At 61.8% G+C, this 24,778-nt stretch carries 19 protein-coding genes and 4 tRNA genes; 15 read left to right on the top strand and 8 right to left on the bottom strand.

Annotated elements, in window-relative coordinates; genetic code table 11:
• Positions 1 to 64 precede the first annotated feature (64 nt).
• The 6 genes from udk to rnr form a co-directional block, all read right to left on the bottom strand.
• Positions 65 to 706, bottom strand: coding sequence for a uridine kinase (gene udk, locus JAB4_RS11845; protein ID WP_070221308.1), 642 nt, complete (start codon positions 704 to 706; stop codon positions 65 to 67).
• A 48-nt stretch (positions 707 to 754) separates the two neighbouring features.
• Positions 755 to 1,258 (bottom strand): DUF2199 domain-containing protein, encoded by a 504-nt coding sequence (locus JAB4_RS11840; RefSeq protein WP_070221307.1) that lies wholly within the window; start codon positions 1,256 to 1,258, stop codon positions 755 to 757.
• Between the two features lie 13 nt (positions 1,259 to 1,271).
• The gene (locus JAB4_RS11835) at positions 1,272 to 1,970 is read right to left on the bottom strand and encodes a YceH family protein (protein WP_070221306.1); all 699 of its coding nucleotides are present in this window, start codon (positions 1,968 to 1,970) and stop codon (positions 1,272 to 1,274) included.
• Positions 1,971 to 1,980: 10 nt separating this feature from the next.
• Positions 1,981 to 2,730, bottom strand: coding sequence for a serine O-acetyltransferase (gene cysE / locus JAB4_RS11830; RefSeq protein WP_034756915.1), 750 nt, complete (start codon positions 2,728 to 2,730; stop codon positions 1,981 to 1,983).
• Between the two features lie 194 nt (positions 2,731 to 2,924).
• Positions 2,925 to 3,668: a 23S rRNA (guanosine(2251)-2'-O)-methyltransferase RlmB gene (gene rlmB / locus JAB4_RS11825; RefSeq protein ID WP_058048541.1), complete on the bottom strand. Its 744-nt coding sequence runs from the start codon at positions 3,666 to 3,668 to the stop codon at positions 2,925 to 2,927.
• Between the two features lie 15 nt (positions 3,669 to 3,683).
• The gene (gene rnr / locus JAB4_RS11820) at positions 3,684 to 6,233 is read right to left on the bottom strand and encodes a ribonuclease R (protein WP_070221305.1); all 2,550 of its coding nucleotides are present in this window, start codon (positions 6,231 to 6,233) and stop codon (positions 3,684 to 3,686) included.
• 387 nt (positions 6,234 to 6,620) lie between these two features.
• On the opposite strand from rnr, the gene JAB4_RS11815 reads away from it, so the two are divergent.
• The 8 genes from JAB4_RS11815 (at position 6,621) to JAB4_RS11780 (ending at position 13,740) form a co-directional block, all read left to right on the top strand.
• A tRNA-Leu gene (locus tag JAB4_RS11815) sits at positions 6,621 to 6,705 on the top strand.
• A gap of 112 nt (positions 6,706 to 6,817) precedes the next feature.
• Positions 6,818 to 8,049, top strand: a protein-coding gene (locus JAB4_RS11810) for an IS3 family transposase (protein WP_265334727.1) whose coding sequence is annotated in 2 segments (ribosomal slippage) — positions 6,818 to 7,183 and positions 7,186 to 8,049 — 1,230 coding nt in all. Because the reading frame shifts where the segments join, the coding sequence is not laid out codon by codon here.
• A gap of 157 nt (positions 8,050 to 8,206) precedes the next feature.
• Positions 8,207 to 10,438 carry a heparinase II/III family protein gene (locus tag JAB4_RS11805; RefSeq protein WP_070218033.1) on the top strand — a complete coding sequence of 744 codons (2,232 nt, stop codon included), beginning with the start codon at positions 8,207 to 8,209 and terminating at the stop codon, positions 10,436 to 10,438.
• A gap of 193 nt (positions 10,439 to 10,631) precedes the next feature.
• Positions 10,632 to 10,716, top strand: a tRNA-Leu gene (locus JAB4_RS11800).
• Positions 10,717 to 10,898: 182 nt separating this feature from the next.
• A complete protein-coding gene (locus JAB4_RS11795; RefSeq protein WP_070218137.1) occupies positions 10,899 to 11,963 on the top strand; it encodes an NF038122 family metalloprotease in 1,065 nt (354 codons plus the stop codon).
• Positions 11,964 to 12,150: 187 nt separating this feature from the next.
• A tRNA-Leu gene (locus JAB4_RS11790) sits at positions 12,151 to 12,235 on the top strand.
• 76 nt (positions 12,236 to 12,311) lie between these two features.
• Positions 12,312 to 12,396, top strand: a tRNA-Leu gene (locus JAB4_RS11785).
• Between the two features lie 112 nt (positions 12,397 to 12,508).
• Positions 12,509 to 13,740 (top strand): IS3 family transposase gene (locus JAB4_RS11780; RefSeq protein WP_254670581.1). Its coding sequence is split into 2 segments (ribosomal slippage): positions 12,509 to 12,874 and positions 12,877 to 13,740, totalling 1,230 coding nucleotides; the frame shifts between segments, so codons are not numbered across the junction.
• A 66-nt stretch (positions 13,741 to 13,806) separates the two neighbouring features.
• Here the strand turns inward: JAB4_RS11780 and JAB4_RS11775 are convergent.
• A complete protein-coding gene (locus JAB4_RS11775; RefSeq protein WP_070300439.1) occupies positions 13,807 to 14,658 on the bottom strand; it encodes an SDR family oxidoreductase in 852 nt (283 codons plus the stop codon).
• A 114-nt stretch (positions 14,659 to 14,772) separates the two neighbouring features.
• Between JAB4_RS11775 and JAB4_RS11770 the strand changes: the two genes are divergently transcribed.
• From JAB4_RS11770 to phaP, 4 genes are all read left to right on the top strand, one after another.
• The gene (locus JAB4_RS11770; RefSeq protein ID WP_070218077.1) at positions 14,773 to 15,201 is read left to right on the top strand and encodes a helix-turn-helix domain-containing protein; all 429 of its coding nucleotides are present in this window, start codon (positions 14,773 to 14,775) and stop codon (positions 15,199 to 15,201) included.
• A 91-nt stretch (positions 15,202 to 15,292) separates the two neighbouring features.
• Positions 15,293 to 17,533: an ATP-binding protein gene (locus JAB4_RS11765; RefSeq protein ID WP_070218075.1), complete on the top strand. Its 2,241-nt coding sequence runs from the start codon at positions 15,293 to 15,295 to the stop codon at positions 17,531 to 17,533.
• Positions 17,534 to 17,580: 47 nt separating this feature from the next.
• Positions 17,581 to 17,775: a hypothetical protein gene (locus JAB4_RS11760; RefSeq protein WP_070218074.1), complete on the top strand. Its 195-nt coding sequence runs from the start codon at positions 17,581 to 17,583 to the stop codon at positions 17,773 to 17,775.
• 107 nt (positions 17,776 to 17,882) lie between these two features.
• Positions 17,883 to 18,494, top strand: a complete 612-nt coding sequence (gene phaP, locus JAB4_RS11755) for a TIGR01841 family phasin (protein ID WP_070218072.1) — start codon at positions 17,883 to 17,885, stop codon at positions 18,492 to 18,494.
• Between the two features lie 172 nt (positions 18,495 to 18,666).
• Here the strand turns inward: phaP and JAB4_RS11750 are convergent, their stop codons facing one another.
• Positions 18,667 to 19,896, bottom strand: coding sequence for an MFS transporter (locus JAB4_RS11750; RefSeq protein ID WP_070218070.1), 1,230 nt, complete (start codon positions 19,894 to 19,896; stop codon positions 18,667 to 18,669).
• Positions 19,897 to 20,053: 157 nt separating this feature from the next.
• Between JAB4_RS11750 and JAB4_RS11745 the strand changes: the two genes are divergently transcribed.
• From JAB4_RS11745 to JAB4_RS11735, 3 genes are all read left to right on the top strand, one after another.
• A complete protein-coding gene (locus tag JAB4_RS11745; RefSeq protein ID WP_070218068.1) occupies positions 20,054 to 20,758 on the top strand; it encodes an SMI1/KNR4 family protein in 705 nt (234 codons plus the stop codon).
• Between the two features lie 95 nt (positions 20,759 to 20,853).
• On the top strand, positions 20,854 to 22,506 hold the full coding sequence (locus tag JAB4_RS11740) for a VRR-NUC domain-containing protein (protein ID WP_070218066.1): 1,653 nt from the start codon (positions 20,854 to 20,856) through the stop codon (positions 22,504 to 22,506).
• The gene (locus tag JAB4_RS11735; RefSeq protein WP_070218083.1) at positions 22,503 to 24,767 is read left to right on the top strand and encodes an ATP-dependent DNA helicase; all 2,265 of its coding nucleotides are present in this window, start codon (positions 22,503 to 22,505) and stop codon (positions 24,765 to 24,767) included. The genes JAB4_RS11740 and JAB4_RS11735 overlap by 4 nt, the downstream gene beginning before the upstream one ends.
• Positions 24,768 to 24,778 lie beyond the last annotated feature (11 nt).

The raw sequence follows: 24,778 nt of genomic DNA, 5'->3' as shown, positions 1-24,778 counted from the left end.
GGGCAGCGCCCTGCACGCGTAACGCGTATGCCGGCCCGGCATACGCGCAGCGGACCGGCGGGGATCAGGCCCGCGTCAACCGGCCGATCACGCTGGCCACCTTGGCCGTGATCATGTCGACCGCGGGACCGTTGGCGCCGTGCGGCAAGATCACATCGGCATTGCGCTTGGTCGGTTCGATGAATTGCTTGTGCATCGGGCGTACCGTTTCCAGATACTGCTCGATGACGCTTTCCACGGAACGGCCGCGTTCCGTGATATCGCGTTGCATGCGGCGGATGAAGCGCACGTCGGAAGCCGTGTCGACAAAGATCTTCAGCGACATCATGTTGCGCAAGTCTTCGTCATACAAGGCAAACAGGCCTTCGATCACGATCACCGGCGCCGGCTTGACGGGAATGGTCCTGTTGGAGCGGTTGTGCAGCGTGAAGTCGTACTCCGGCATCTCGATCGCTTCGCCATTGCGCAAGGCCTGGATGTGCTGCACCAGCAATGGCCACTCGAACGCCTGCGGATGGTCGTAATTCTGCTGGCGCCGGACTTCAGGGGAGAGATGGGTTTGGTCGCAGTAATAGTCGTCCTGCATCACGACCGAGACCATGTCGGCACCGAACGATGCCAGCACCTGCTGTGATACGGTTGACTTGCCACTGCCGCTTCCGCCAGCGACACCAATAACAAACGGTTGGAAGGAAATATTATTCATGCCGAATGATACCGGAAACGCGGGCGGACTGACAGGGAGCGGCTCCTGTCACGCGTCATGCACGAGCCGCACATACAGCTCGGCCACCCGCTCGGCCGTGATGCCGTCGCGCTGTTCCACCGCCAGCGGATGGCCGGTCGGCTCCAGCTCGAGGTACGGACGCATGCCGTCGTCGCGCAGGTGCACGCGGGTTTTCAGGTTCAGGGTAGCCGGATACACGGGCAGCTGCGTGCTGAGCCAGCCGAAGAAGGGGCCGATGTGCGCGCGCCTGGCGTCATTGAAACAGGCATCCCACGCATCGAAGCTCTCGCTGCTCAGCGACACCCACACGCCCCAGCTGAATGGTTCATCCGAGCCATGCACGGGGATGTCGATGGTGGCGCGCACGAAGCAGTGTTTTTCGTCGACGATGCAGGCGTCGCTGTCGAGCTGGCAGCGCGTTTCGCGCTCGGCGGGCGCCATCTGCTCAACCAGCCACGGCGCGTCGGCGCCGAAGCTGGGCATGCCCGTGTGAGTCTCGCCGCAGGCGCGGCACAGGAAGGAAAAACGCATGCGTGAAGGCTGCTTATTCGAATTGCTTGCGGAACGCCTCGAACTGCGCCGCCAGGCCATCGAAGTCGCTGCGCAGCTGCAGCACTTCCTGTTCCAGCTGGGCCACCCTGCTGCCCTGCTGCGGCGCGCTGACGGCACCAGCGTAACCTGCCGCCGTCTCGATCTGCGCCAGCGCTTCCTCGCCGCCCAGCAGATGGCCGTAGCGCGGTTCCTTGGCGCCGGGGGCGACGGCCAGTTTCGCCACCAGCGGCGGGTATTTGTCGATCAAAAACTGCAGGCCGGATTCCACCTCGGCGACGGACTTGAATTCATGTACGCGGCCGCTGCGGCTGCGGATTTCGCCCGCCGTCTGCAAGCCGCGCAGCATCAGGATCGTCAGGATGGCCAGCTTGTCCTGTTCCAGCGACCACTTGATGCGCATACGGTGTTCGTACTTGGCGACCCGCGCGCCGGCCTGCGTGATGCCGTTGACGAACTTGCGCTGCATCAGGCGCTGCAGCACGTCGTAGACGGTTTCTTCGGACAGGGCCATGACGGGGTCGCGGCTGGACAATTGATTGCAGCCGTTCGTCAGCGCGTTGAGCGAGAGCGGGTAGCTGTCCGGCGTCAGCGCTTCCTTTTCGGCCAGCACAGCCAGCACGCGTATCTCGAAGGGGTCGAGCAGATTCGGATTGTCATTGCTTTTTTCGCCTGCCGTCACATCAGTATTCATGCCTGTATCCTTAATCAACCAGCTTGTTCATTTGCTCGGAATCGAATTTATCACACTCGGGCACGCCCTGGCAGCAGATGCCCGCCGCCTTCAGGGTGGCGAGGATGGTTTCGATGCGCTGTTCCTGCGCCACGGCGTGCGTGATCAGGCCTTGCAGGGCTTTCGACAGCGGATCGTCGCCGTTGGGCGTGACGCCATACGCGGCAAACAGATGCGCCGTGCTGCCTTCGCGCAGGGCGCTGACATCCTTTTGCACGATGTGCGCGGGGTTGCCCACGGCCGTCGCGCCGGACGGCACGGGTTTGAGCAGCACCGCATTCGAGCCCACCTTGGCGTACTCGCCCACCGTGAAACTGCCCAGCACCTGCGCGCCGGCGCCGACGATGACGCCGCGCTCCAGCGTCGGATGACGCTTGGCGCCGCTGTGCAGCGAGGTGCCGCCCAAGGTAACCCCCTGGTAGATGGTGCAATCGTCGCCGACGACGGCCGTCTCGCCGATCACCACGCCGAAACCGTGGTCGATGAAGACGCGCCGGCCGATGACGGCGCCCGGATGGATCTCGATGCCCGTGATGATGCGGGCGATATACGAAATGAAGCGCCCCACCCATTTCATGCGCCGCGTCCAGCACCAGTGCGCCCAGCCGTGCATGACGATGGCGTGCAGGCCCGGATAACAGGTCAACACCTCCCAGCCATTGCGGGCGGCGGGGTCACGTTCAATGATGCTGTTGATGTCTTCGCGAAGGTGGTGGAACATAATGAAAATGGATAAGGTGGAATGCAAATGGTAGCGTATTCGGCGGCGTGCTGCCGGAGAGGCAGATAAACAACCGCCGCCTCAAGGGCGGCGGCTGATTTTCTGGAAGCGCTACAAAACGTTCAGGGCAAGGCGCATTGCCGAAGACAGTACGAATGTACGGCGAGGCAATGCACCGCAGCCATGGACGTTTTTTAGGCTTCCAGCGCAATGCGCTGGCGGCGGGCTTCGTAGAGGCACACACCGGAGGCGACCGACACGTTCAGACTCTCGACGGAGCCGAACATCGGGATGCTGACGAGGATGTCGCAGGTGTCGCGCGTCAAGCGGCGCATGCCTTCGCCTTCGGAACCCATGACGAGGGCCGTCGGGCCCGTGAAATCGGCTTCGTACAAGCCTTTTTCGCCATCGTCCGAGGTACCGATCAGCCAGATGCCGCGGTCCTTCAGTTCGCGCATGGTGCGCGCCAGGTTCGTCACCGTGATGTACGGGACGGTTTCGGCGGCGCCGCTGGCAACCTTGGCGGCCGTGGCATTCAAGCCCACGGCGCGGTCCTTCGGCACGATGACGGCATGCGCGCCGACACCGTCGGCCACGCGCAGGCAGGCGCCCAGGTTGTGCGGGTCGGTGATGCCGTCGAGAATCAACAGCAGCGGCGGGCCATCGATGGCGTCCAGCAACTCGTCGAGATTGCGCGCCAGCGACAGCTGCGACGCAAACGCGATCACGCCCTGATGGCGGCGCGTGCCGACGATTTTATCGAGACGCGACGAATCGACGGGCATGACGCGCACGTTGGCCGCCTTGGCGGCGGCGATCATGTCCTTCATGCGGCCGTCGACGCGGCTGGCATCGACGAAAATTTCTTCCACGGACGACGCTTCATGACGCAGACGCGAAGTGACGGCGTGGAAGCCGAAAATCATTTTATTCTTCATTTGTTATCGTTTCTTTTATCGCTTGTTCTTGCTTGATTTTGATACAGTTTTTGCTGCTCGTGGTGCCGCCGCAGCGGGTGCCGCGGCTGGTTTCTTGCTGCGCTTCGGCGCGGCGGCCTTGGGGGCTGCTGCTTGCGGCGCTGCCTTGGCTTGCGCCTTGGCGGCAGGTTTGGCGCCATTGGCACGGCCGCCGGAACCATTGCCGGATTTGCCGCCGTTGTTGCCGCTGGCCTTGATTTCATGGCGCTGCTCGGTCGCGGGACCGGGCTTGACCATCGACTTCTTTTCGCCCTTGCGCTTGCCGCCAGACTGCTTGGCCGGCGCTTCGTCGCCCGCCAGTTCCGCATCGGTAACCAGACGCAGGTCGATCTTGCGCGTTTCCAGGTCGACACGCGCCACTTGCACCGTCAGACGGTCGGTCAGCTGGTAGCGCTTGCCCGTGCGTTCGCCGCGCAATTCATGGCGCGCATCGTCGTACTGGAAGTAATCGGTACCGAGCTCGGTGACGTGCACCAGGCCTTCGACAAACAGGGTGTCGAGCTGCACGAACACGCCGAAGGTGGTCACGCCGGTGATGGTGCCGGTGAACTCCTCGCCCAATTTGTCTTGCATGAAGTAGCACTTGAGCCAGGCTTCCACGTCGCGCGACGCTTCATCGGCGCGGCGCTCGTTGGCCGAGCAATGCACGCCCAGCGCGTCCCAGATGGTCAGGTCCGTCTTCTTCGGCTTGCCGTCGGCCTTGTCCTTCGCCTGCTGCTTGCGCGTGGCGTTCGACACATTCGTGTTCAGCACGACCTTATCGGACAGTTTCGGCTCGTATTTCTTGCCTTGCAGAATCGCCTTGATGGCGCGGTGCGTCAGCAGGTCGGGATAGCGGCGGATCGGGCTGGTGAAGTGGGCATACGCCTCGTAGGCCAGGCCGAAGTGACCGATATTGTCCGGGCTGTAGACGGCTTGCTGCATCGAACGCAGCAGCATCGTTTGCAGCAGGGCCGCATCGGGACGCTGCTTGATCTGCTGCATCAGGGTCTGGTAATCGGATGCCGACGGCGTGTCGCCGCCCGTCAGGTTCAAGCCAACCTGTTTCAGGAAAGTACGCACTTGCGTGAGCTTTTCCTTGGTCGGGCTGGCGTGGATGCGGTAGGTGCCTGGATGCTTGTTACGCAGCAACAAATCGGCTGCGCAGACGTTGGCCGCCAGCATGCACTCTTCGATGATCTTGTGCGCTTCGTTGCGCGTGCGGGGGATGATCTTTTCGATCTTGCCAGCGCTGTTGCAGACGATATACGTTTCCGTCGTCTCGAAATCGATGGCGCCCCGCTCCGTGCGTGCTTTCAGCAAGGCGCGGTAGACGGCTTCCAGGTTCTGCAGGTGCGGCAGGATGTCCGCGCGGCGTGCCGCTTCAGGTCCCTTGGTATTGCCCAGCACGGCAGCGACTTCGTCATACGTGAGGCGCGCAGCAGAGTGGATCACGGCCGGGTAGAACTGGTAAGCCTTCAGTTCGCCCTTGTCGCTGACGACGGCGTCGCAGACGAGGGTCAAACGGTCGACGGCCGGGTTCAGCGAACACAGGCCGTTCGACAGCTTTTCCGGCAGCATCGGGATCACGCGGCGCGGGAAGTAGACGGACGTGCTGCGTTCGAGCGCGTCGATATCGAGCGCGTCGTTCGGTTTCACGTAATGGCTGACGTCGGCAATCGCCACGATCAGGCGGAAGCAGTTGGCGCGGCCCACCTTGACGGGTTCGCAATACACGGCATCATCGAAATCGCGCGCGTCTTCGCCGTCGATGGTGACGAGCGGCACGTCGCGCAGGTCGACACGGTCTTTCAGGTCGGCGGCGCGCACTTCGAACGGCAGTTTTTCAGCTTGCTTGAGGGCGGCGGCGGAAAAGATGTGCGGCACATTGAATTTGCGCACGGCAATCTCGATTTCCATGCCGGGGTCATCGAGCGCCCCGAGCACTTCGACGATCTTGCCGACCGGCTGCTTGAAGCGCATCGGCTGCTCGGTCAGCTCGACGCTGACGATCTGGCCGGCTTTCGCCTTGCCCACCGAACCGGTGACGAGAATGTCCTGACCGATGCGCTGGTCTTCCGGCGCCACGACCCAGGTGCCGTTTTCCTGGATCAGGCGGCCGATGACGTGGGTATTGGCGCGCTGCGTGACTTCAACGATCGTGCCTTCCGGGCGGCCGCGGCGGTCCGTGCCGACGATGCGGGCCATGACCTTGTCGCCATGCAGAACTTTCTGCATTTCTTTCTCTGGCAGGAACAGGTCGGCGCTGGCGTCGTCGGGAATGACGAAACCGAAGCCGTCGCGGTGGCTCATGACGCGACCGGCGACAAGCGCGCTCTGGTCGGCCAGGCTGAAAACACCGCTGGCGTCAGACTTGAGCTGGCCGTCGCGCTCCATCGCCTTCAGGCGACGGACCAGGACATCCATGGAATCGGCATGCACTTGCAGCGTTTTCCCGAGAGACTGCGGGTCGAGAGGCGCGTTGACGCTGCGGAATATGCCGAGAATGTCCTCCCGGCTGGGGATGGTGTGGGTATTTTGGCTCAAAAGTATTTCTATAGTTGTTATTGACAGTGATCAAACGGAAGACAAAGACCGATGACATCACCGTCAATATTGACACGGTGATGTGCGGTAGTGTACCGGAGGACGCCTTGGTTTGCCTAACGCACAGCGTAGCGGAAACCGAACAAGTGCCCCGCCGATGAAAAAAAGGAGAAAAGCTGCGCAATGCATTTGACTTCGCCAAATATTGCTCTATAATCTCGGTCTCTTGCAGCAACAAACCTTCACGGGAATGCAGTTGCAGGAAAGCGGTACAGGGTTGATGTGCAGTATGGAGCGAAAGCTCATCTGGCGCAAAACTCTTCAAGTCGCTATAATAGCAGAATTGCTGTAAAGTTATTTTACAACAAGTAATAGAGCAGCATCAGTGCCCACGTGGCGGAATTGGTAGACGCGCATGGTTCAGGTCCATGTGCCTTCGGGTGTAGGGGTTCGAGTCCCTTCGTGGGCACCATTACCTAATTCGCAAAAAAGCCGCAAACTTTCACGAGTTTGCGGCTTTTTTCATTGCAGTGACCCGTCCTGGAATAAGTTGACACTTTTTCGTTACAGAGAAGGAGTGTCCGATGGAACAAGGGTTTCGACGCAGTCAGCGAGATTACAGCCTGGCTTTTAAATTGAGCGTTGTCGAGCAGGTTGAAAAAGGCGAGATGACGTACAAGCAGGCGCAAACGCGCTACGGAATACAGGGTCGGTCGACAGTTTTGGTATGGTGTCGCAAACACGGCCTGCAGGATTGGACGCATCCCAGGGGCCGAAGCCAACGGAGAGCGACCATGACAGACACACCAGCCAGGCCACTGACGCCAGAGCAGCGCATCAAGGAGCTGGAGCGTCAGCTCAAGGAAGAAAAACAGAAATCCGCGCTGTTCGAGGCGGTTCTCGACGTCCTGCGTGACGAATACGGGGTGCCGGTAAAAAAGCCTTTGGGCAGGTCATCGCGCGCAAGCAAGTCGAAGGATTAAGCGTCGAACGGGCCTGCCGCTGTGTCGGCATCAGCCGCCAAGCGTATTACCAGCGCCGTCAGCGCGAGCGACATTGCCTGGACAGGGCGCAAACTGTCGTCAAGCTGGTGCAGCCGATACGCCTGCGCCAGCCACGCATCGGCACGCGCAAGCTGCACAGCATGCTCGGCGCAGCCTTTTCCGGTGCAAAAATCAAATTGGGACGCGATGGACTCTTTGATATCTTGCGCCAGGAGCGGCTGCTGGTGCAACCACAGCGGGCCTATCATAAGACCACGAATAGCCATCACCGCTTCCGGCGCCATCCCAATTTACTCAAGGAGGGGCCGGGACAAGTGCTCGCCACGCGGCCGGAGCAGGTGTGGGTAGCCGATATCACGTATCTCCCGACCGCCGGAAAATGCGTCTATCTGAGCTTGGTAACGGATGCGTATTCGCGCAAGATCGTGGGCTATCACGTGCACGCAAGCCTGCAAACCGAAGAGGTCAGCGAGGCCTTGAAGATGGCTCTGCGAGCACGACAGCGCAAGACGCCGCTGATCCATCATTCAGACAGGGGCATCCAGTACTGCTCGACTTACTATCAAGAAATTCATCGTCGTCATGGACTGACTTGCTCCATGACCGACGGCTACGACTGCTATCAGAATGCGCTGGCCGAACGTATCAACGGCATTCTGAAAGGCGAGTTCTTGCTGAACCGGCCTGCAGACCTGAAACAGGCGAGCAAAATGGTGGCGCAATCGGTGCGGATATACAACCAGGAACGACCACATACGGCCTTGAAGTACAAAACGCCCGATGCGGTGCATCGGGCGTTTGTGCAGCAATAAATACTGTCAACCTATTTTAGGACTGGATACCGATGCAGCACATCGAACGCCAAATAATTATCAAAAAAGAATATTTGCATTCCATTTAATAGTATATTGACATCTCCCCCATGCCACGCATCGCGCGTGACTGGCAACAGCATTACGGAGAGACGTCATGACATGCAGGCCCGGCAAACACAAACGGATTCTTTTCAGCAGCCTCATCGCATTAAGCCTCGGCGCTGGCACCAGCCAGGCGACCGACTGGGTGAGCACCCGTTCCAGCAGCCCCGAAATCGTCAAACCGGCGCCCGAACAGGTGACTTTGCAGGTGCAAAATCCCCCTTCCTTTGCCTGGCCGCGCCATGCCAGCTATCCCGCGCAATATGTCGTGGAGATTTTGCCGGCTGAGGGCACAGCAAGCACCCACACCGTTTCGCGCAACTTCCTGCTGCCGTCAAGCGCACTGCCGCCAGGCAATTATGAATGGCGCGTGAGCCCTCTCTCGACGTCCCCCGACTGGTCCAATAAGCGGCCATTTACCATCGACAGCAATTCACGCACTTTTGTCGTTCCCGAATCGTCCGAGCTGGCGGCCACCGTGCGAGCCCACCCGCGCCCGCGCCAGTTGCCAGCCTCCTTTGCGCAAGCAAGCGCCTGGGATGCCGCCATGAACAGCAAACGGCGCCCCTTCCTGAACCGCCTCGTGAGTGAGGTCAATCTGAATACCACCGCCGTGGCCAGCGTCCACGATGGCCTGTGGACCCAGCCCAACGATAGCGGCCAGTACAACCGCATTGCCAATGCCGCCGGCGCCGTAATCCGGCAGATGGAAGCGGCCGCCCTCCTGTTTCGCCTGACACAGGAACGCAGATATCTGGACGAAGCCATACTGCGCGGCGACCAGTTGGCCGCGCTGAATCCGGAGGGCCCCACCAGCTATAAGGCGCAGGATCAGGTCGCGCGCATGATTGCCCTGGTACTTGCGAAGGGCGCCGATTTTCTGTGGCTGGATCTGGACGCACCTCGCCGCGCGCACTGGCTGTCGGTCGCCGCGCAGCGGCTGACACCGATTTATGCGGACCTGTCCATCGCCGGCGGACGTCTGGACCAGTCCCCCATGGACTCGCACGGCGTCGAGGCGCTCGGTTACCTTGCCGCCACCTCAACCCTGCTGCTCGATGCCAGACCGGAAGCGCAAGCCTGGTTCAACTTCGCCGTGCGCTCGTACATGCATATCGTCCACGTCTGGAGTGGCCCGGAAGGCGGCTTTGCCAACGGCTCGGCGTATGGCCAGTACACCACCGACATGCAAATGCAATTATGGCAGCCGCTGGCCGAAGCCACTGGCGTCAGCCTGTTCAACAAACCCTGGACGGCGGGATTCTCCAATTATTTCATGCAGTTCATTCCACCGAACGCACCGCGCCATGTCTTCGGCGATGTCCATGAAAGCAAACCGGACCCGGCACTCCTGAAGGCATATGTAGCACGGCAAGCCACGCCAGCGGCCGCCTGGTACAGCAACCAGCCAGGCGCACAAGAAAATCCCATCACCCTGCTGCAGGCGCCCTACCCGCTTCCCGCCGATACGGTCGCACCCGAAGCACCGCCCAACGCCATGCTCTTTCCCAGCATTGGCTGGGCGGCCATGCATAGCGACATCAGCAATGCTGCCCGCACTTCCGTCTACTTCAAATCGAGTCCGTTTGGAGCCCTCAATCACAGCCACGGCGATCAAAACAGCCTGGTCATCAACAGCGGCAACAAACCACTGCTGATCGAAGCCGGCTACCAGGACTACTATGCATCGCCGCTCTCGAAAAGCTGGTACCGCCAGTCGCGCGCGCATAACGCCATCACATTTGATGGCGGAAAAGGCCAACTCGTCGAAGGCCATTACGAGACGCGCTACAAAAACGGCAAGATCACGGCCTTCACGCACGGTACGGACCTCGACTATGTGGAAGGCGATGCCAGCGCCGCCTACAGCAACGACCTGAGCCTGGCCAGGCGCCAGGTATGGTACTCGCGCCAGAATGACGTGGTGGTAGTGCTCGACAAGCTGACCTCCGCGACGGCCCGCACTTTCGAATGGAACATCCATGCACTCAATACCTTGTACCTTTACCCGAATGGCCGAGCCAGCATAGAAAATGGCACGGCATCACTTTGCCTGCAATCACTACGGCCAGACGAGGAGCAATTGTCCGGCTTTAGCGCCCCCAATCCGCCCCTCGAAGCCAGCCAGCAGCATGCCGCCTACGTCAAGACCAGCCCGGCCATGGCGGCAGAGTTCCTGATCGTGCTCGATATCGGCTGCAAATCGGTGCCAACTTCATTGCAGCCGGTGTCTGGCGGACGCTTGCTGCAGATAGGCACGCAAACCATCACCCTGCCCCAATAAGCGCCAAACGCCTGTTTTTTGCTAAAAAAACAGCTGCATCCATCCTCCGCTCCTAGGGAAATGCCTTTTTTCAGGTGAAAAGGGTATTTCTTGAAGAAAAGTACAAAATGTTGATTGACCGAATGCGCGCCAGCCCTTATGATTTTGTCCTCGCTGCAGAACACGCAGCGACAAGCAGCAAAGCAGCATCAGTGCCCACGTGGCGGAATTGGTAGACGCGCATGGTTCAGGTCCATGTGCCTTCGGGTGTAGGGGTTCGAGTCCCTTCGTGGGCACCATTACCAAAATTCGCAAAAGAGCCGCAAACTTTCACGAGTTTGCGGCTTTTTTCATTTCCAGCCTCAGCAAACCCTGTCGGCATTCTTGACAGGTGACGGCTGCGCACGCGCCAAGTCCTTGATTTTACGAGTGAGCACGCTTCTTGCCTGCACGATGGCATCGCCATTGCTGGAGCGCCGCCATGAAAAGCCTCGTCGCCGTCCTCGCCTTGATGTTACCTATCAGCACTATCGCCTCGCCCCTGTTCAATCTGCAATACGTACCCGGCACTTCGCTGCAGGCGCAGCAGGGATTCCAGGCGGCGGCCGCGCGCTGGTCGCGCGTCCTGAAAGACAATGTCACCATCGAGCTGACGGTGGGCTTCAATTCGCTGGGCGGCAACATCCTGGGGCAAACGGGCTCGTCGGAAGCGTTTTACCGCTACAGCGACTTTCGCGGCGCCCTGGCCGCCGACGCCACGTCCACCATCGACCAGCGGGCGTTGGCGCACCTGCCCGGCGGCGACAGCTTCGGCATGCTGATCAACCGCACGGCCAACAGCCCCAACGGACCCGGCAGCGCCCTGCCCTATCTCGACAACAATGGCGACGCCAACAATCAGTATTTATTCCTGAGCAATGCCGAAGCCAAGGCCGTCGGCCTGGCGCCGCCGCCGCAATCGCTGGACGGCTGCATCGGCAATTGCGACGGCTTCATCCAGTTCAACAGCGATTTCAACTTCGATTTCGATCCCGGCAATGGCATCGGCGCCCACAGCATCGACTTCATCGGCGTGGCCATGCATGAAATCGGCCACGCACTGGGCTTTCTCAGCGGCGTGGATATCCTCGACTACAACTCACCGCCGCTGGGCGGCCCCTATGACGACACGGAATTTACCTACGTCTCGGGACTGGACTTGTTCCGCTACTCGGCAGAAAGCGCCGCGGCCGGCGCGATCGACTGGACGGCCGACAACCGCGACAAGTATTTCTCGCTCGATGGCGGCGCGACGCGCGGTCCGCTGTTTGCCAACGGCAGCTTTCACGGCGACGGCGACCAGGCCAGCCACTGGCGCGACAATTTAGACCTGGGCATCATGGACCCGGCGGTGGCATACGGCGAATTATTGCGCCTGCGCTGGAACGACTTGATCGCCCTCGACGCCATCGGCTGGGATATCGCCCCGAACGCCATCCCGGCGCCGGGCACCTTCCCGCTGTTATGTCTGGCACTGATGCTGCTGGCATGGCAGCAGCGACGCTGACTACGCTGAAAAAACAGGCAGCTTTACGCCATTTCTCATAGGGAAAACCCTTTTTTCAGCGGAAAAGGGGGTTTCTTGAAGAAAAGAGCAAAATGTTCATTGACCGAATCGCCGCCAACCCTTATTATTTTGTCCGTCGCTGCAGAACACGCAGCAGACAGCAAGCAGCAGCAAAACGCAGCACAATGCCCACGTGGCGGAATTGGTAGACGCGCATGGTTCAGGTCCATGTGCCTTCGGGTGTAGGGGTTCGAGTCCCTTCGTGGGCACCACCAGCAACGAGTCGTTTTCGTTGTAGTCCGCAGTAAAGCAGTACAGTAGTGAGATATAGCAGTAAGCAGCATCAGTGCCCACGTGGCGGAATTGGTAGACGCGCATGGTTCAGGTCCATGTGCCTTCGGGTGTAGGGGTTCGAGTCCCTTCGTGGGCACCATTACCTAATTCGCAAAAAAGCCGCAAACTTTCACGAGTTTGCGGCTTTTTTCATTGCAGTGACCCGTCCTGGAATAAGTTGACACTTTTTCGTTACAGAGAAGGAGTGTCCGATGGAACAAGGGTTTCGACGCAGTCAGCGAGATTACAGCCTGGCTTTTAAATTGAGCGTTGTCGAGCAGGTTGAAAAAGGCGAGATGACGTACAAGCAGGCGCAAACGCGCTACGGAATACAGGGTCGGTCGACAGTTTTGGTATGGTGTCGCAAACACGGCCTGCAGGATTGGACGCATCCCAGGGGCCGAAGCCAACGGAGAGCGACCATGACAGACACACCAGCCAGGCCACTGACGCCAGAGCAGCGCATCAAGGAGCTGGAGCGTCAGCTCAAGGAAGAAAAACAGAAATCCGCGCTGTTCGAGGCGGTTCTCGACGTCCTGCGTGACGAATACGGGGTGCCGGTAAAAAAGCCTTTGGGCAGGTCATCGCGCGCAAGCAAGTCGAAGGATTAAGCGTCGAACGGGCCTGCCGCTGTGTCGGCATCAGCCGCCAAGCGTATTACCAGCGCCGTCAGCGCGAGCGACATTGCCTGGACAGGGCGCAAACTGTCGTCAAGCTGGTGCAGCCGATACGCCTGCGCCAGCCACGCATCGGCACGCGCAAGCTGCACAGCATGCTCGGTGCAGCCTTTTCCGGTGCAAAAATCAAATTGGGACGCGATGGACTCTTTGATATCTTGCGCCAGGAGCGGCTGCTGGTGCAACCACAGCGGGCCTATCATAAGACCACGAATAGCCATCACCGCTTCCGGCGCCATCCCAATTTACTCAGGGAGGGGCCGGGACAAGTGCTCGCCACGCGGCCGGAGCAGGTGTGGGTAGCCGATATCACGTATCTCCCGACCGCCGGAAAATTCGTCTATCTGAGCTTGGTAACGGATGCGTATTCGCGCAAGATCGTGGGCTATCACGTGCACGCAAGCCTGCAAACCGAAGAGGTCAGCGAGGCCTTGAAGATGGCCCTGCGAGCACGACAGCGCAAGACGCCGCTGATCCATCATTCAGACAGGGGCATCCAGTACTGCTCGACTTACTATCAAGAAATTCATCGTCGTCATGGACTGACTTGCTCCATGACCGACGGCTACGACTGCTATCAGAATGCGCTGGCCGAACGTATCAACGGCATTCTGAAAGGCGAGTTCTTGCTGAATCGACCTGCAGACCTGAAACAGGCGAGCAAAATGGTGGCGCAATCGGTGCGGATATACAACCAGGAACGACCACATACGGCCTTGAAGTACAAAACGCCCGATGCGGTGCATCGGGCGTTTGTGCAGCAATAAATACTGTCAACCTATTTTAGGACTGGACACAGAACGCCATGTGTTGCCATGGCGCCCTCCCTCCCCTTATTTGCCCAGCGCCGCCTTCACGGCGTCAAGCAGCGTCGTCGTCGGACGGCCTGTCAGCGCGCTCAATTGCTTGCCATGGTCTTCCAGGCCGCCCTTGGCGGCGCCCGCATCGGAATCGGCCAGCAACTCGGCAAAGCCTTCCGGCACGCCCACGCTCACCAGCGCCGCCTTGAAGTCCGCCTGCGGCAAATCCTTGTAGACGATCGCCTTGCCCGACTGGCGCGCCACTTCGGCCGCATACTCGGCCAGGGTAAAGCCGTGGTCGCCGGCCAGTTCATAGATCGCTTGCGGCTGGACCGCCGTCAGCACGGCAGCGGCGGCCGCCGCGTAGTCAGCGCGCGCGGCGGACGAGAAGCGGCCGTTTTGCGCCGCGCCCAGCACGACGCCATGCTCGAGCACGGGCGCCAGGTGCTCCGTATGGTTTTCCAGATACCAGCCGTTGCGCAGGAAAGTGTACGGCAGGCCGGACGCGCGGATGGCCGCTTCCGTGATCACGTGCTCGGCGGCCAGGCCCAGCGGCGACGTATCGGCGCGCAAGACACTGGTATAGGCCAGCAGGGAAACGCCGGCGCGCCTGGCCGCATCGATGACGTTCTGGTGCTGCTGCGCGCGCTGGCCCACTTCGCTCGACGAAATCAGCAAGATTTTCGTTGCGCCCTTGAAGGCCGCATCAAGGCTGGCGCCGTCGTTGTAATCGGCCTGGCGTACCTGCACGCCCCGGGCGGCCAGACCGGCGGCCTTGGCCGGGTTGCGCACGGCGGCAATGATGTTGGCTGCGGGGACGGATGCGAGCAGGCTGGCGATGACGTGCTGGCCCAGATTGCCTGTGGCGCCGGTGATGACGATCATGATTTCTCCTTGGAGGGTGGCTGGTAAAACCCTATAATAGGACTATTACTTACTTATTGTAAGTACGTACCTTTTGGTAAGTATGGATTACCCTCACATTGAAGACCAACTATCATGCCCACAGACACTCCCGGCGCCAGCCTGCGCGCCGCCCTCGCCCGCCAGAACCAGGAGGCGCACCTGCTGGCGGCCACCTGCCCGTCGCGCGCCGTGCTCAGCCACCTGACCAGCCGCTGGGCCGTGCTGGTGCTGGTACTGCTGCTGAGCGGCACGCGGCGCTTTAGCGAACTGCGCCGCGAAGTGGGCGGCGTCAGCGAAAAAATGCTGGCGCAAACCCTGGAAGCGCTGGCGGGCGACGGCTTCGTACTGCGCCAGGCGTATCTGGTGATCCCGCCCAAGGTGGAATACAGCCTCACGCCGCTGGGGCGCGAGGCGGCCGAACGCCTGGCCGTGCTGGTCGACTGGATCGAAGACAATTACCCGCGCATCGAACAGGCGCGCGCGGCCCTGGATGCGGCACCGCCAGCGCAAAATGCGGCTTGAGCAGATTGCTTTTGATCATCAAGAATTATCGTTTACTCCTACTTGCCTTGATGTAATACTAGGCCCATGAACCGCGTAAGGGCGCGACACCATGAATCAGTTGATTTCTTCCATCACCGACCGGGCCAATGTACTGCTGGTCAGCAATTCGCCGAACGAAGTGCGCGAACTGCTGTATGTGCTGGACCGGCATAACCTGGGCACGGGGCTGGCGGGCGATATCGACGAAGGCGTGGAACTGGCGGCCGGCGGCACGGACCTGATCCTGCTCGACGCGGCTCTGGCGGGCTCGAATATCGGCGCCACCTGCATGCGTCTGCGCAATGCGGGCGGACGCCACAGCGTGCCCCTGCTGCTGATGTCGGCCACGCCCAGCGCCGAGGAGCAGGGCCGCAGCGTGGGCGCCGGCGCTTCCGACTACATCAAGATGCCCTTCAATGCACGCGACGTGGCGGAAAAAATCCTCATGGAACTGGCCTTGCACAAGGCCGAAGCTTCCGCGCCGCATGCCGCCACGCCGCCGCGCCCCGTGCATCCGCAAACGCTGGAAGTCAATTACCACTCGATATTGGCCGGTTCACCCGACGCCGTGCTGCTGTTCGATATCGACAACGAGCTGCTGATCGACGCCAACCACTTGGCCGAAGAACTGTTCGGCATGCCGCTGGCCGAGTTGCTGCAAGGCGGCATGGAGCCGCTGTTCCCCAAACATCAGAGCGATGGCCGCGCCTCGCCGCAGCTGCTGGAAGAAAAGATCCGCGATACCCTGCAAGGCAAGATCGTCGTCTTCCGCGCCAGCTGCTGCCACCGCGACAGCCACCCGATCGCCTGCGAAATCCGCCTGATGCGCCTGTCCGTGCCGGGCCGCCAGCTCGTGCATGCGCGCATCATCGACTTGACCGAACGCAACCTCGCCGAAGCGATGCGCTCGGGCCAGAGCGCCCTGCTGGAAATGGTCGCCAAGGGCGCGCCCCTGATCCCCACGCTGAACCAGCTGCTGCTCTTGATCGAAGGCCAGTCGCGCGGCGTGCTGTGCTCCATCATGCTGCTCGACGACGACGGCACCCACATGCACAGCGCGGCCGGCCCCAGCCTACCGTCCGAGTACATGGCCCTGCTAGAAGGCGTGGCCATCGGCCCCGGCGTGGGCTCCTGCGGCACCGCCATGTTCCTGCGCGAACAGGTGGTGGTCAGCGACATCATGCGCGATCCGCTGTGGGCGCCCTACCGCGAGCTGGCCGCGCCGTTCGGCTTGCGCGCGTGCTGGTCGCAACCCATTTTCGGCCAGGATGGCGCCGTGCTCGGTTCCTTCGCCATGTACTACCGCGAAGTACGCCAGCCCGATGCGCGCGACCTGGAACTGATCGACACGGCCACCGACCTGGCCGGCATCGCGATTGGCCGCATGCGCCATGAACGCGAGCTGCAACGCCACCGCACCCACCTGGAAGAGCTGGTGGCCGAACGCACTGCGGCCCTGACGCAGGCCAAGGAACACTCGGAGCAGACGAACCGCGAGTTGGCCGCCGCGCTGGAAAACCTGTCCATCACGCAGGAAGAACTGGTGCGCCGCGACAAGCTGGCCGCGCTCGGTGCGCTCGTCGCCGGCATCGCGCATGAACTCAATACGCCGATCGGCAACGGTCTGGTGGTGGCCACCACCATGGCCGAACGCACGCGCGAAATCCAGGCCAGCTTTCTCGATGGCCTGCGCCGCTCCGAACTGGGCGCCTACCTGACCCAGGCCAGCGAGGCGGACGCCATCATGCTGCGCAACCTGCAGCGCGCGGCCGACCTCGTTTCGAGCTTCAAGCAGATCGCCGTCGACCGCGCCAGTTCGCAACGCCGCCACTTCCTGCTGCGCCAGTTCGTGGCCGAGCTGATGCTGCCCCTGTGCACGCAGCTCAAGGCCGCCGGCCTGAGCCTGACGCAGGACGTGCCGGAGGGCCTGGCGATGGACAGCTATCCCGGTCCGCTGGGCCAGGTGCTGAGCAACCTGCTGGAAAACTGCCTGCGCCACGCCTTCGAGGGCCGCAGCGGCGGCACCATAAACGTCAGGGCGCGCGGCAGCGACGACGGGAAGACGATCACCATGTCCATCGCCGACACGGGCGTGGGCATCGCCGCCGACGACCTCGTGCACGTCTACGACCCTTTCTTCACGACCAAGCTCGGTTCCGGTGGTTCGGGCCTGGGCTTGCATGTGGCGCACAACATCGTCACGGGGGTGCTGGGCGGCCATATCGACGCCACCAGCAGCATCGGCGACGCCAGCGGCACCACCTTCACCCTGCAGCTGCCCGCCGTGGCGCCGCAATCGCCCGCCCCCTGAACGGCAGGCACGCTACAATGCCGGCAGGCTTTTCTTTCGGAGTACTTATGAAATACCTGATCGCCACGGCCCTGCTGGCCGCCTGCGCGTACGCCACGGCCGGACCGGCTCCCTGGTACAAATGGCGCAGCAAGATCGACGGCACCCTGTCGTGCGCCCAGTCCACCCTCGGATTTGGCTGGGAACTGGCCTCGGGACCGTACAAAGATAGCCGTTGCGAAAAACCGGCGCTTGTTAAATAATGGGGCCATGACCACACGGGGCACCGGCTTGAGATCAAGCGATGGCAATGCGGCGTCGAAAGAGTATGGAACGATAAGAACGTATCTATTCAAACCGAGGAGACCACATGTTTACGAATCCCGAACAATTCGCATCGGCCACCAAGGCCCTGTTTGAATTCCAGCTGATGACCTTCAATACCCTTACTTCCAAGGCCGTGCAAGGCGTGGAACAGGTGCTGGCGCTGAACATGGCCACCGCCAAGTCCGGCATCGAGGATGGCCTTGCCGCCGGCAAGGAAATCAGCCAGGCCAAGGATCCGAAGGCCGCCATGGCCGCCGCCGCCGCCCAGCTGCAGCCGGGCGTGGCCGGTGCAAAAGCGTATAAACAGCAACTCGACGACATCATCAAGGAAATCCACACGGAATTCACCACGGCCGCCGAAGCCCATGTGGCCGAAGCGAAAAGCAATCTGAGCGCCCTGATCTACGACGTCACGAAAAACGTGCCGCCAGGCTCGGAAAACGCCGTCGCCATCGTCAAGGCCGCCATCGACAACGCCTTCCTCGGCTACGAACAAGTGACCAAGGCCACGAAACAGGCCGTGAAGACCGTGGAAGAGCAGATCGCCAAGGCCAGCGCGCAAGTGGCGCAGGCCACGGAAAAAGCGACGGCCGGCGCCCAGGCTGCGGCTGAAAAAGCGGCGCCGGCGGCCAAACCGAAGGCTGCTAAAAAGTAAGCCGTAGGTCGGATTAGCGCGGCAAGGCCGCGCGTAATCCGACGCACTGCTGGCGCTCATGGTGATGTCGGATTACGCGCTTGCGCGCTAATCCGACCTACCCGACCTACAAGAATTCACCGGCAGGGTCCGGTATTCGCCCCCCCTCCCACACCCCAGAAATAGCCTGAGCCTAGCTGCAGAAATCCTGGCGAGCCTTCGCCTCGACGGTTCCGGCCAGCTGGCGGCGCCAGGCCGCCATGCGCCATGCGGCCCAGGCGGCGGACAAGGCGCCCGCGACGAGGATCAGGCGGGTGTCGATCAGGGTCAGCACGGAGCCGCTGAGGGCCACGACGATGTTGGCGATGCAAAAGGTGGTGGCCAGCAAGCCCATCACGGCGCCCTGTCCGTGCGCACTGAAGCGCTCGGCGCACCAGCCCTGTATCACCGTGTTGTACAGCGCATTCGGAATGCCAAACAGCACGATGGCGGCGATGCCCACCCAGATATTGCCCATCGCCAAAATCCCCACGGCCAGCGCCACGCCGCAGGCATACCAGCAGGCGCGCAGCAGCGGCGCATGGCGGCTGGGACCGCCCGCCAGCAAGGACGTGACCGTCATCGTGCCGCACAGGCCCACATTCACCCAGGCAATCTCCTGCGCATGATAATGGGCCGTCTCGACCAGCCACAGCGGATAGAACTCATAAAAACTGGCCACGCCGCAGGTGAACGCCAGTTGCACGATGAACAGGGTGCGCAGCTCCTCATGGCGCAGCAAATTGAGCGAATGGCGGTCGCGCGCCACTTGCCACCACGACGTCGTCAATAGCGAGGGCGTTTCGCGCGGCAAGCCGACGGCCACCAGCACGGCGACGAGCATCAGCGCGGCGGCGGCGATCCAGAACGGCACCGTCACGCCCCAATGCAGGGTCGCGCCCGCCAGGATCGGGCCCACCAGCCAGCCCAGGTAAAACGCGCCGTTCAGCCACGACATGGCGCGCAGGCGCAGCGCTCCCGTCAGCTGGTCCGCCAGCATGGCGCGCGCCACGGCGCCATTACCCTCCAGCAAACCCGTGATGAAACGGGCGACGATGAACAGCGGATAGGACTGGATCACCAGCGCCCAAGCCGTGATGGCATGGCCGATGGCGGCGCCCACGGCCGTGCGCATCAGCAAGGGGCGGCGGCCGTAGCGGTCCGACAGGGGCCCCAGCAGGGCCGAGCCGATCAGCAAACCGAGTGGGTTGATGGTCAGCGCCAGTCCGAACAGCAATTTGGACGGCAAGCCGAGGAAATTGTTGAAGGCATTCGGCGCCTCGGCCGCGAACAGGGGCGGCAGGATCGGGTATGGCAAGGAGGCGCCGATGGTCGACAGCAGCGCCAGCAAACAGGCGGCGGAAATCAGGATGATGTTTTTCATGCGGGCTCAGCGAATTTTAGTCTGGCAAGCATACGTTGACCATGCCACACAAGCAAACTGAAATATCTATTAATCATGCTCATCCTTGCCGCCGTGAAGCGTGCCAGGCATCGCCTCGGCTATCATGCCGCCATGACCCACGTTGAACAGGACAAACATGACGCTGTCAGAAATGGAAAGCAAACACGGCTTTATCTATCCTGCGCTGTACCGGCAGCTCGAGCGCGACGGCATGCTGGCCGTGGGCGAATACGGGCCCGACTGGTACAAGCTGGTCTATCCCACCTTGACGGAGCGCCCTACCCTGCTGTTGCATGCCGATGATTTCGAATTGCTCAACATCAAGGCCGTGGCCGAAGAGGCGGACACCTTGCGCGACGCGGACGATTACCGGCAGATTGATCCCGCCTTCCGCTTCATCCCGTTCGCGCAAACGGGCGCGGGCGACCACTACTGCTTTTTCGCCTCCGGCCAGCAGGACGGCGACATGCCCGTCGTGCTGCTGTGGCATGACCAGAATGAAGCGCAGTACCTGGCGAAAAACCTGCAGGATTTCGTGTTCCACATGTTGTTGAACAGCATGGCGGATCAGGATACCTATAACGAGGTCAGCGACGAGGCATTCAGGGAACAGCTGGCCAACACCCTGGGCACGCATGCGCGCTACCTGACGGCGCGGCAAGCGGACGTGCTGCAAACCTTGCTGGCCAGGGACATCCTCGATTACGAGGTGGCGTTGCCGAAAGGACGCAAGCAGGCGCACCGGGGCTTGCTGACCGACATCGAACTGGCCCGCCTGCGCGCCGAACTGATTCCCTACGAAAAGTTTGATACCTGTTTTGCCTACAGCGCGGCTGGCTGAGCATAAAATCGCTGGGCAAGCGGCGGCTGAAGGTTTAAACTGTATATAAACACAGTAAAACCGATCATCTTGCATCTTGCCCTATTGCCATCCCCATGTTGAGAGTCCTGGAAAATCCCCTGTACTATCTGGATAATTTCCAGGACGTGCTGAGCTGGATCAGCGCCCGTTACGCCGATCTGCTGAGCCCTGAAGAAACGCGCTTCATCGCCGCCTTCGGCGCACTGCCGCAGCCATCGCGCGCCCTGTTCGTGCGCCTCGTCATGCGCAAAGGCTGCCTGTTTCGCGCCAGTAAGCTCAAGTATCCGGAAATCGGCGACACGCGCGCGGCCGCCCTGCCCTTGCTGGCCCTGGCATGGGTGGAAGCCGATCCCGTCATTGCGCTCGACGAGCTGTTCGACTTGCTGCTGAAAGCGGAAATCGCCCAGGCTTTCGATCTCGCCCCGTCCCTGAAGGCGGCGCGCAAGGCCGAGCAGCTGGAGGTCTTGCGCGAACAGCATGGGGAACACAGACCGTTTTCCGCCTGGCATCCGGCCTGCAGCGACGTGCTGTACCGCATCGGTTTGCAGCCCCTGTGCGACCGCCTGCGCCTGATTTACTTTGGCAACTATCATCAGGACTGGTCGGAATTCGTGCTGTCCGACCTGGGCGTATACCAGTATGAAAAAGTGGAATTCTCGCCCGAGTCGCGCGGTTTTCGCACGCGCCAGGATATCGAGCACTATGAAGTGCTGCACCAGTGCCGGGAACGCTACAACGACAGCGCACCGGCGGACGAAGTGCTGCAGGAACTGGCGGCGCTGCCATTGCCAGAAGACAATACCTGGCTGGCCAGCCGGCGCGACAAGCTGCGTTTCCAGATCGCCCAGCACCTGGAAAAATGCCAGGACTGGCCGGCCGCCTACCGCGCCTATGCCGATTGCCGCTATCCGGGCGCCCGGGGCCGCGCCATCCGCGTGCTGGAAAAAGACGAGCAGCCGCAAGCGGCCTATGAACGCCTGATGATTGCCCTGGCGGCGCCGGAAAGCGAGGCGGAACAACAATTGCTGCTGCGCATGGCCCCCCGCTTGCGGCGCAAGCTGGGCCATGCGAAGCAGGCGGCCAGCGCCCCCGCCAGCGTCGAGCGCATCGACCTGCTGCTGCCGTATCCAAGCGAGGCGTACTACGTGGAAGGCGTGGTGCGGCAGCACCTGATGCAGGACGAGGCCCCCGTGTACTACGTGGAAAATACCCTGATCAACTCGCTGTTCGGCCTGCTGTGCTGGCCCGCCATCTTCAAGGCCATGCCGGGTGCCTTCTTCCACCCGTTCCACCGTGGCCCGGCCGACTTGCACAGCGCCGATTTTTACCAGCGCCGCAGCATTGACTTCGCCGCCTGCCTGGCGCAACTGGACGACGGCAGCTACCACGCCGCCATCCGCGCCACCTTTGCCGCGAAGCACGGCGTCGTCTCGCCCTTCGTCAGCTGGGAGGCGCTGGACGACGGCTTGCTGGACCTGGCGCTGGCCTGCATGCCCGCCGCGCACCTGAAGAAGGCGTTCGAGCGCATCTTGCTCGATATCAAAAGCAACCGCAGCGGCTTGCCTGATCTGATCCAGTTCTGGCCGGCGGAACGGCGCTATCGCATGATCGAAGTCAAGGGTCCGGGCGACCGCCTGCAAGACAACCAGCTGCGCTGGATCGCGTATTGCGCCCAGCACGCCATGCCCGTCAGCGTGTGCTATCTGCAATGGCAGGCGGCGGCATGAGCGCCAGGAGGTACATGATCGCCGTGCGCGCCCTGTGCGAATTCACGGCCAAGGTGGGCGACCTGGACCTGCGTTTCACGCCCTCGCCCACGGCGCAGGAAGGCATGGCCGGCCACGCCACCGTCACGGGCCGGCGCGACGACGATTACCAGCGCGAAATCAGCCTGTGCGGCGACTTCGGCCCCCTGCACGTGCGGGGCCGCGCCGATGGCTACGACCCGGCGCGGCGGCAGCTGGAAGAAATCAAGACCTACCGGGGCGAACTGGACACGATGCCCGCCAACCACCGCCAGCTGCACTGGGCGCAAGCGCGCATCTACGGCCACTTGCTGTGCCAGCAGCTGAACCTGCCCATGCTGCGCGTGGCACTCGTGTATTTCGACATCGCCAGCCAGAAGGAAACCGTCATGCACGAGGAATGCACGGCCGAGGCACTGCGCCTGTTCTTCGAGCAGCATTGCGCGCTGTTCCTCGACTGGGCCGAGCAGGAAATGGCGCACCGCGCCAGCCGCGACGCGCAGCTCACGGCCATGGCCTTTCCCCACGCGGACTTCCGCCCGGGACAGCGCCAGCTGGCCGAAGCCATGTACAAGGCCAGCAGCCGCGGCTGCGGTTTGCTGGCGCAGGCGCCGACCGGTATCGGCAAGACGGTGGGCAGCCTGTTCCCCATGTTGAAAGCGACGGCCGCGCATGGCCTCGACAAACTGTTTTTCCTCGCTGCCAAGGTGCCGGGCCGCCAGATGGCGCTCGACGCCTGCGCCATCCTCAAGGAGAGCGCGCCGCTGCTGCCCTTGCGCGTGCTGGAACTGAGCGCCAAGAGCAGTGCCTGCGAACATCCCGACAAGGCTTGTCACGGCGAATCGTGTCCGCTGGCCAAGGGTTTTTACGACCGCCTGCCGCTGGCGCGCGAGGTGGCGCTGGCCAGCGGTTTGATCCTCGACAAGGAAGCCGTGCGCGCCGTCGCCTTGCAGCAGGGTATTTGCCCGTATTACCTGGGCATGGAACTGGCACGCTGGAGCGACGTCGTCATCGGCGACTACAATTATTATTTCGATCTCAGTGCCATGCTGTACGGCATGACCCTGGCCCACGACTGGAAAGTCAATGTGCTGGTTGACGAGGCGCACAATATGGTGTCGCGCGCGCGCAGCATGTATTCGGCCGAACTGGCGCAGATCGACCTGAAAATGCTGCGCAAGTTCGCGCCCGAAGGGCTGAAAAAGCCGCTGGACCGCCTCTCGCGCCAGTGGACGGCCCTGCTCAAGGAGCAGGATGGCGATTACCACGTGCATGCCGCCTTGCCCGACAAATTCTTTGGCGCCCTGCAAGGCGTGGCCACGGCCATCGGCGACTACATGGCCGAGCATGCTACCGCGCTCGATGAAGACTTGCAGCGCTTCTATTTCGACGTGCTGCTGATCAACCGCCTGGCGGAAAGCTTTGGCGAGCATTCGCTGTTCGACGTCAGCAAGACGGAGACGGGTTCCACCGTCTGCATCCGCAACATCGTGCCGGCACCGTTCTTGAAAGAGCGCTTCGCGGCCAGCCACAGCACGGCCCTGTTTTCCGCCACCCTGAGCCCGTGGAATTACTACAGCGATACCCTGGGCATGCCGGCCGACACGGCCTGGGTCGACGTGGAATCGCCATTCCAGGCGGAACAACTGTCCGTGCGCGTGGCCGATACCATTTCCACGCGCTACCAGCACCGCGCCGCTTCGCTGCTGCCCATCGTGCAATTGATAGCGAAGCAATACGCAGAAACGCCGGGCAACTACCTGGCCTTCTTCAGCAGCTTCGATTACATGGAAAAGACGGCCACCCTGTTCGCCCAGCACTACCCGGACGTGCCCATCTGGCAGCAGCCGCGCCGCATGGATGACGGTGCCCGCGCGCAATTTCTGGGCCGCTTCGGCCTGGAAACACGCGGCATCGGCTTTGCCGTGCTCGGCGGCGCGTTCGGCGAAGGCATCGACTTGCCCGGTGCCCGGCTGATCGGCGCCTTTATCGCCACCCTGGGTTTGCCGCAGATCAATCCCGTCAACGAGCAGATCCGCCAGCGCATGGGCGACATCTTCGGCGCCGGCTACGACTACACGTATCTGTATCCGGGCATGCAGAAGGTGGTGCAGGCGGCCGGCAGGGTCATCCGCACCCAGTCGGACAAGGGCGTCGTGTACCTGATCGACGACCGTTTTTCACGCCCGGAAATCCGCCAGCTCTTGCCCACGTGGTGGGATGTGCAACCGGCTGGCGGATAGCACGCGGTTAA

The sequence above is a fragment of the Janthinobacterium sp. HH102 genome (genome assembly GCF_001758625.2).
GTDB lineage: Bacteria > Pseudomonadota > Gammaproteobacteria > Burkholderiales > Burkholderiaceae_D > Janthinobacterium.
The sequence above is the reverse complement of the archived record's forward strand: the minus strand, read 5'-3'. Positions and strand labels throughout refer to the sequence as shown.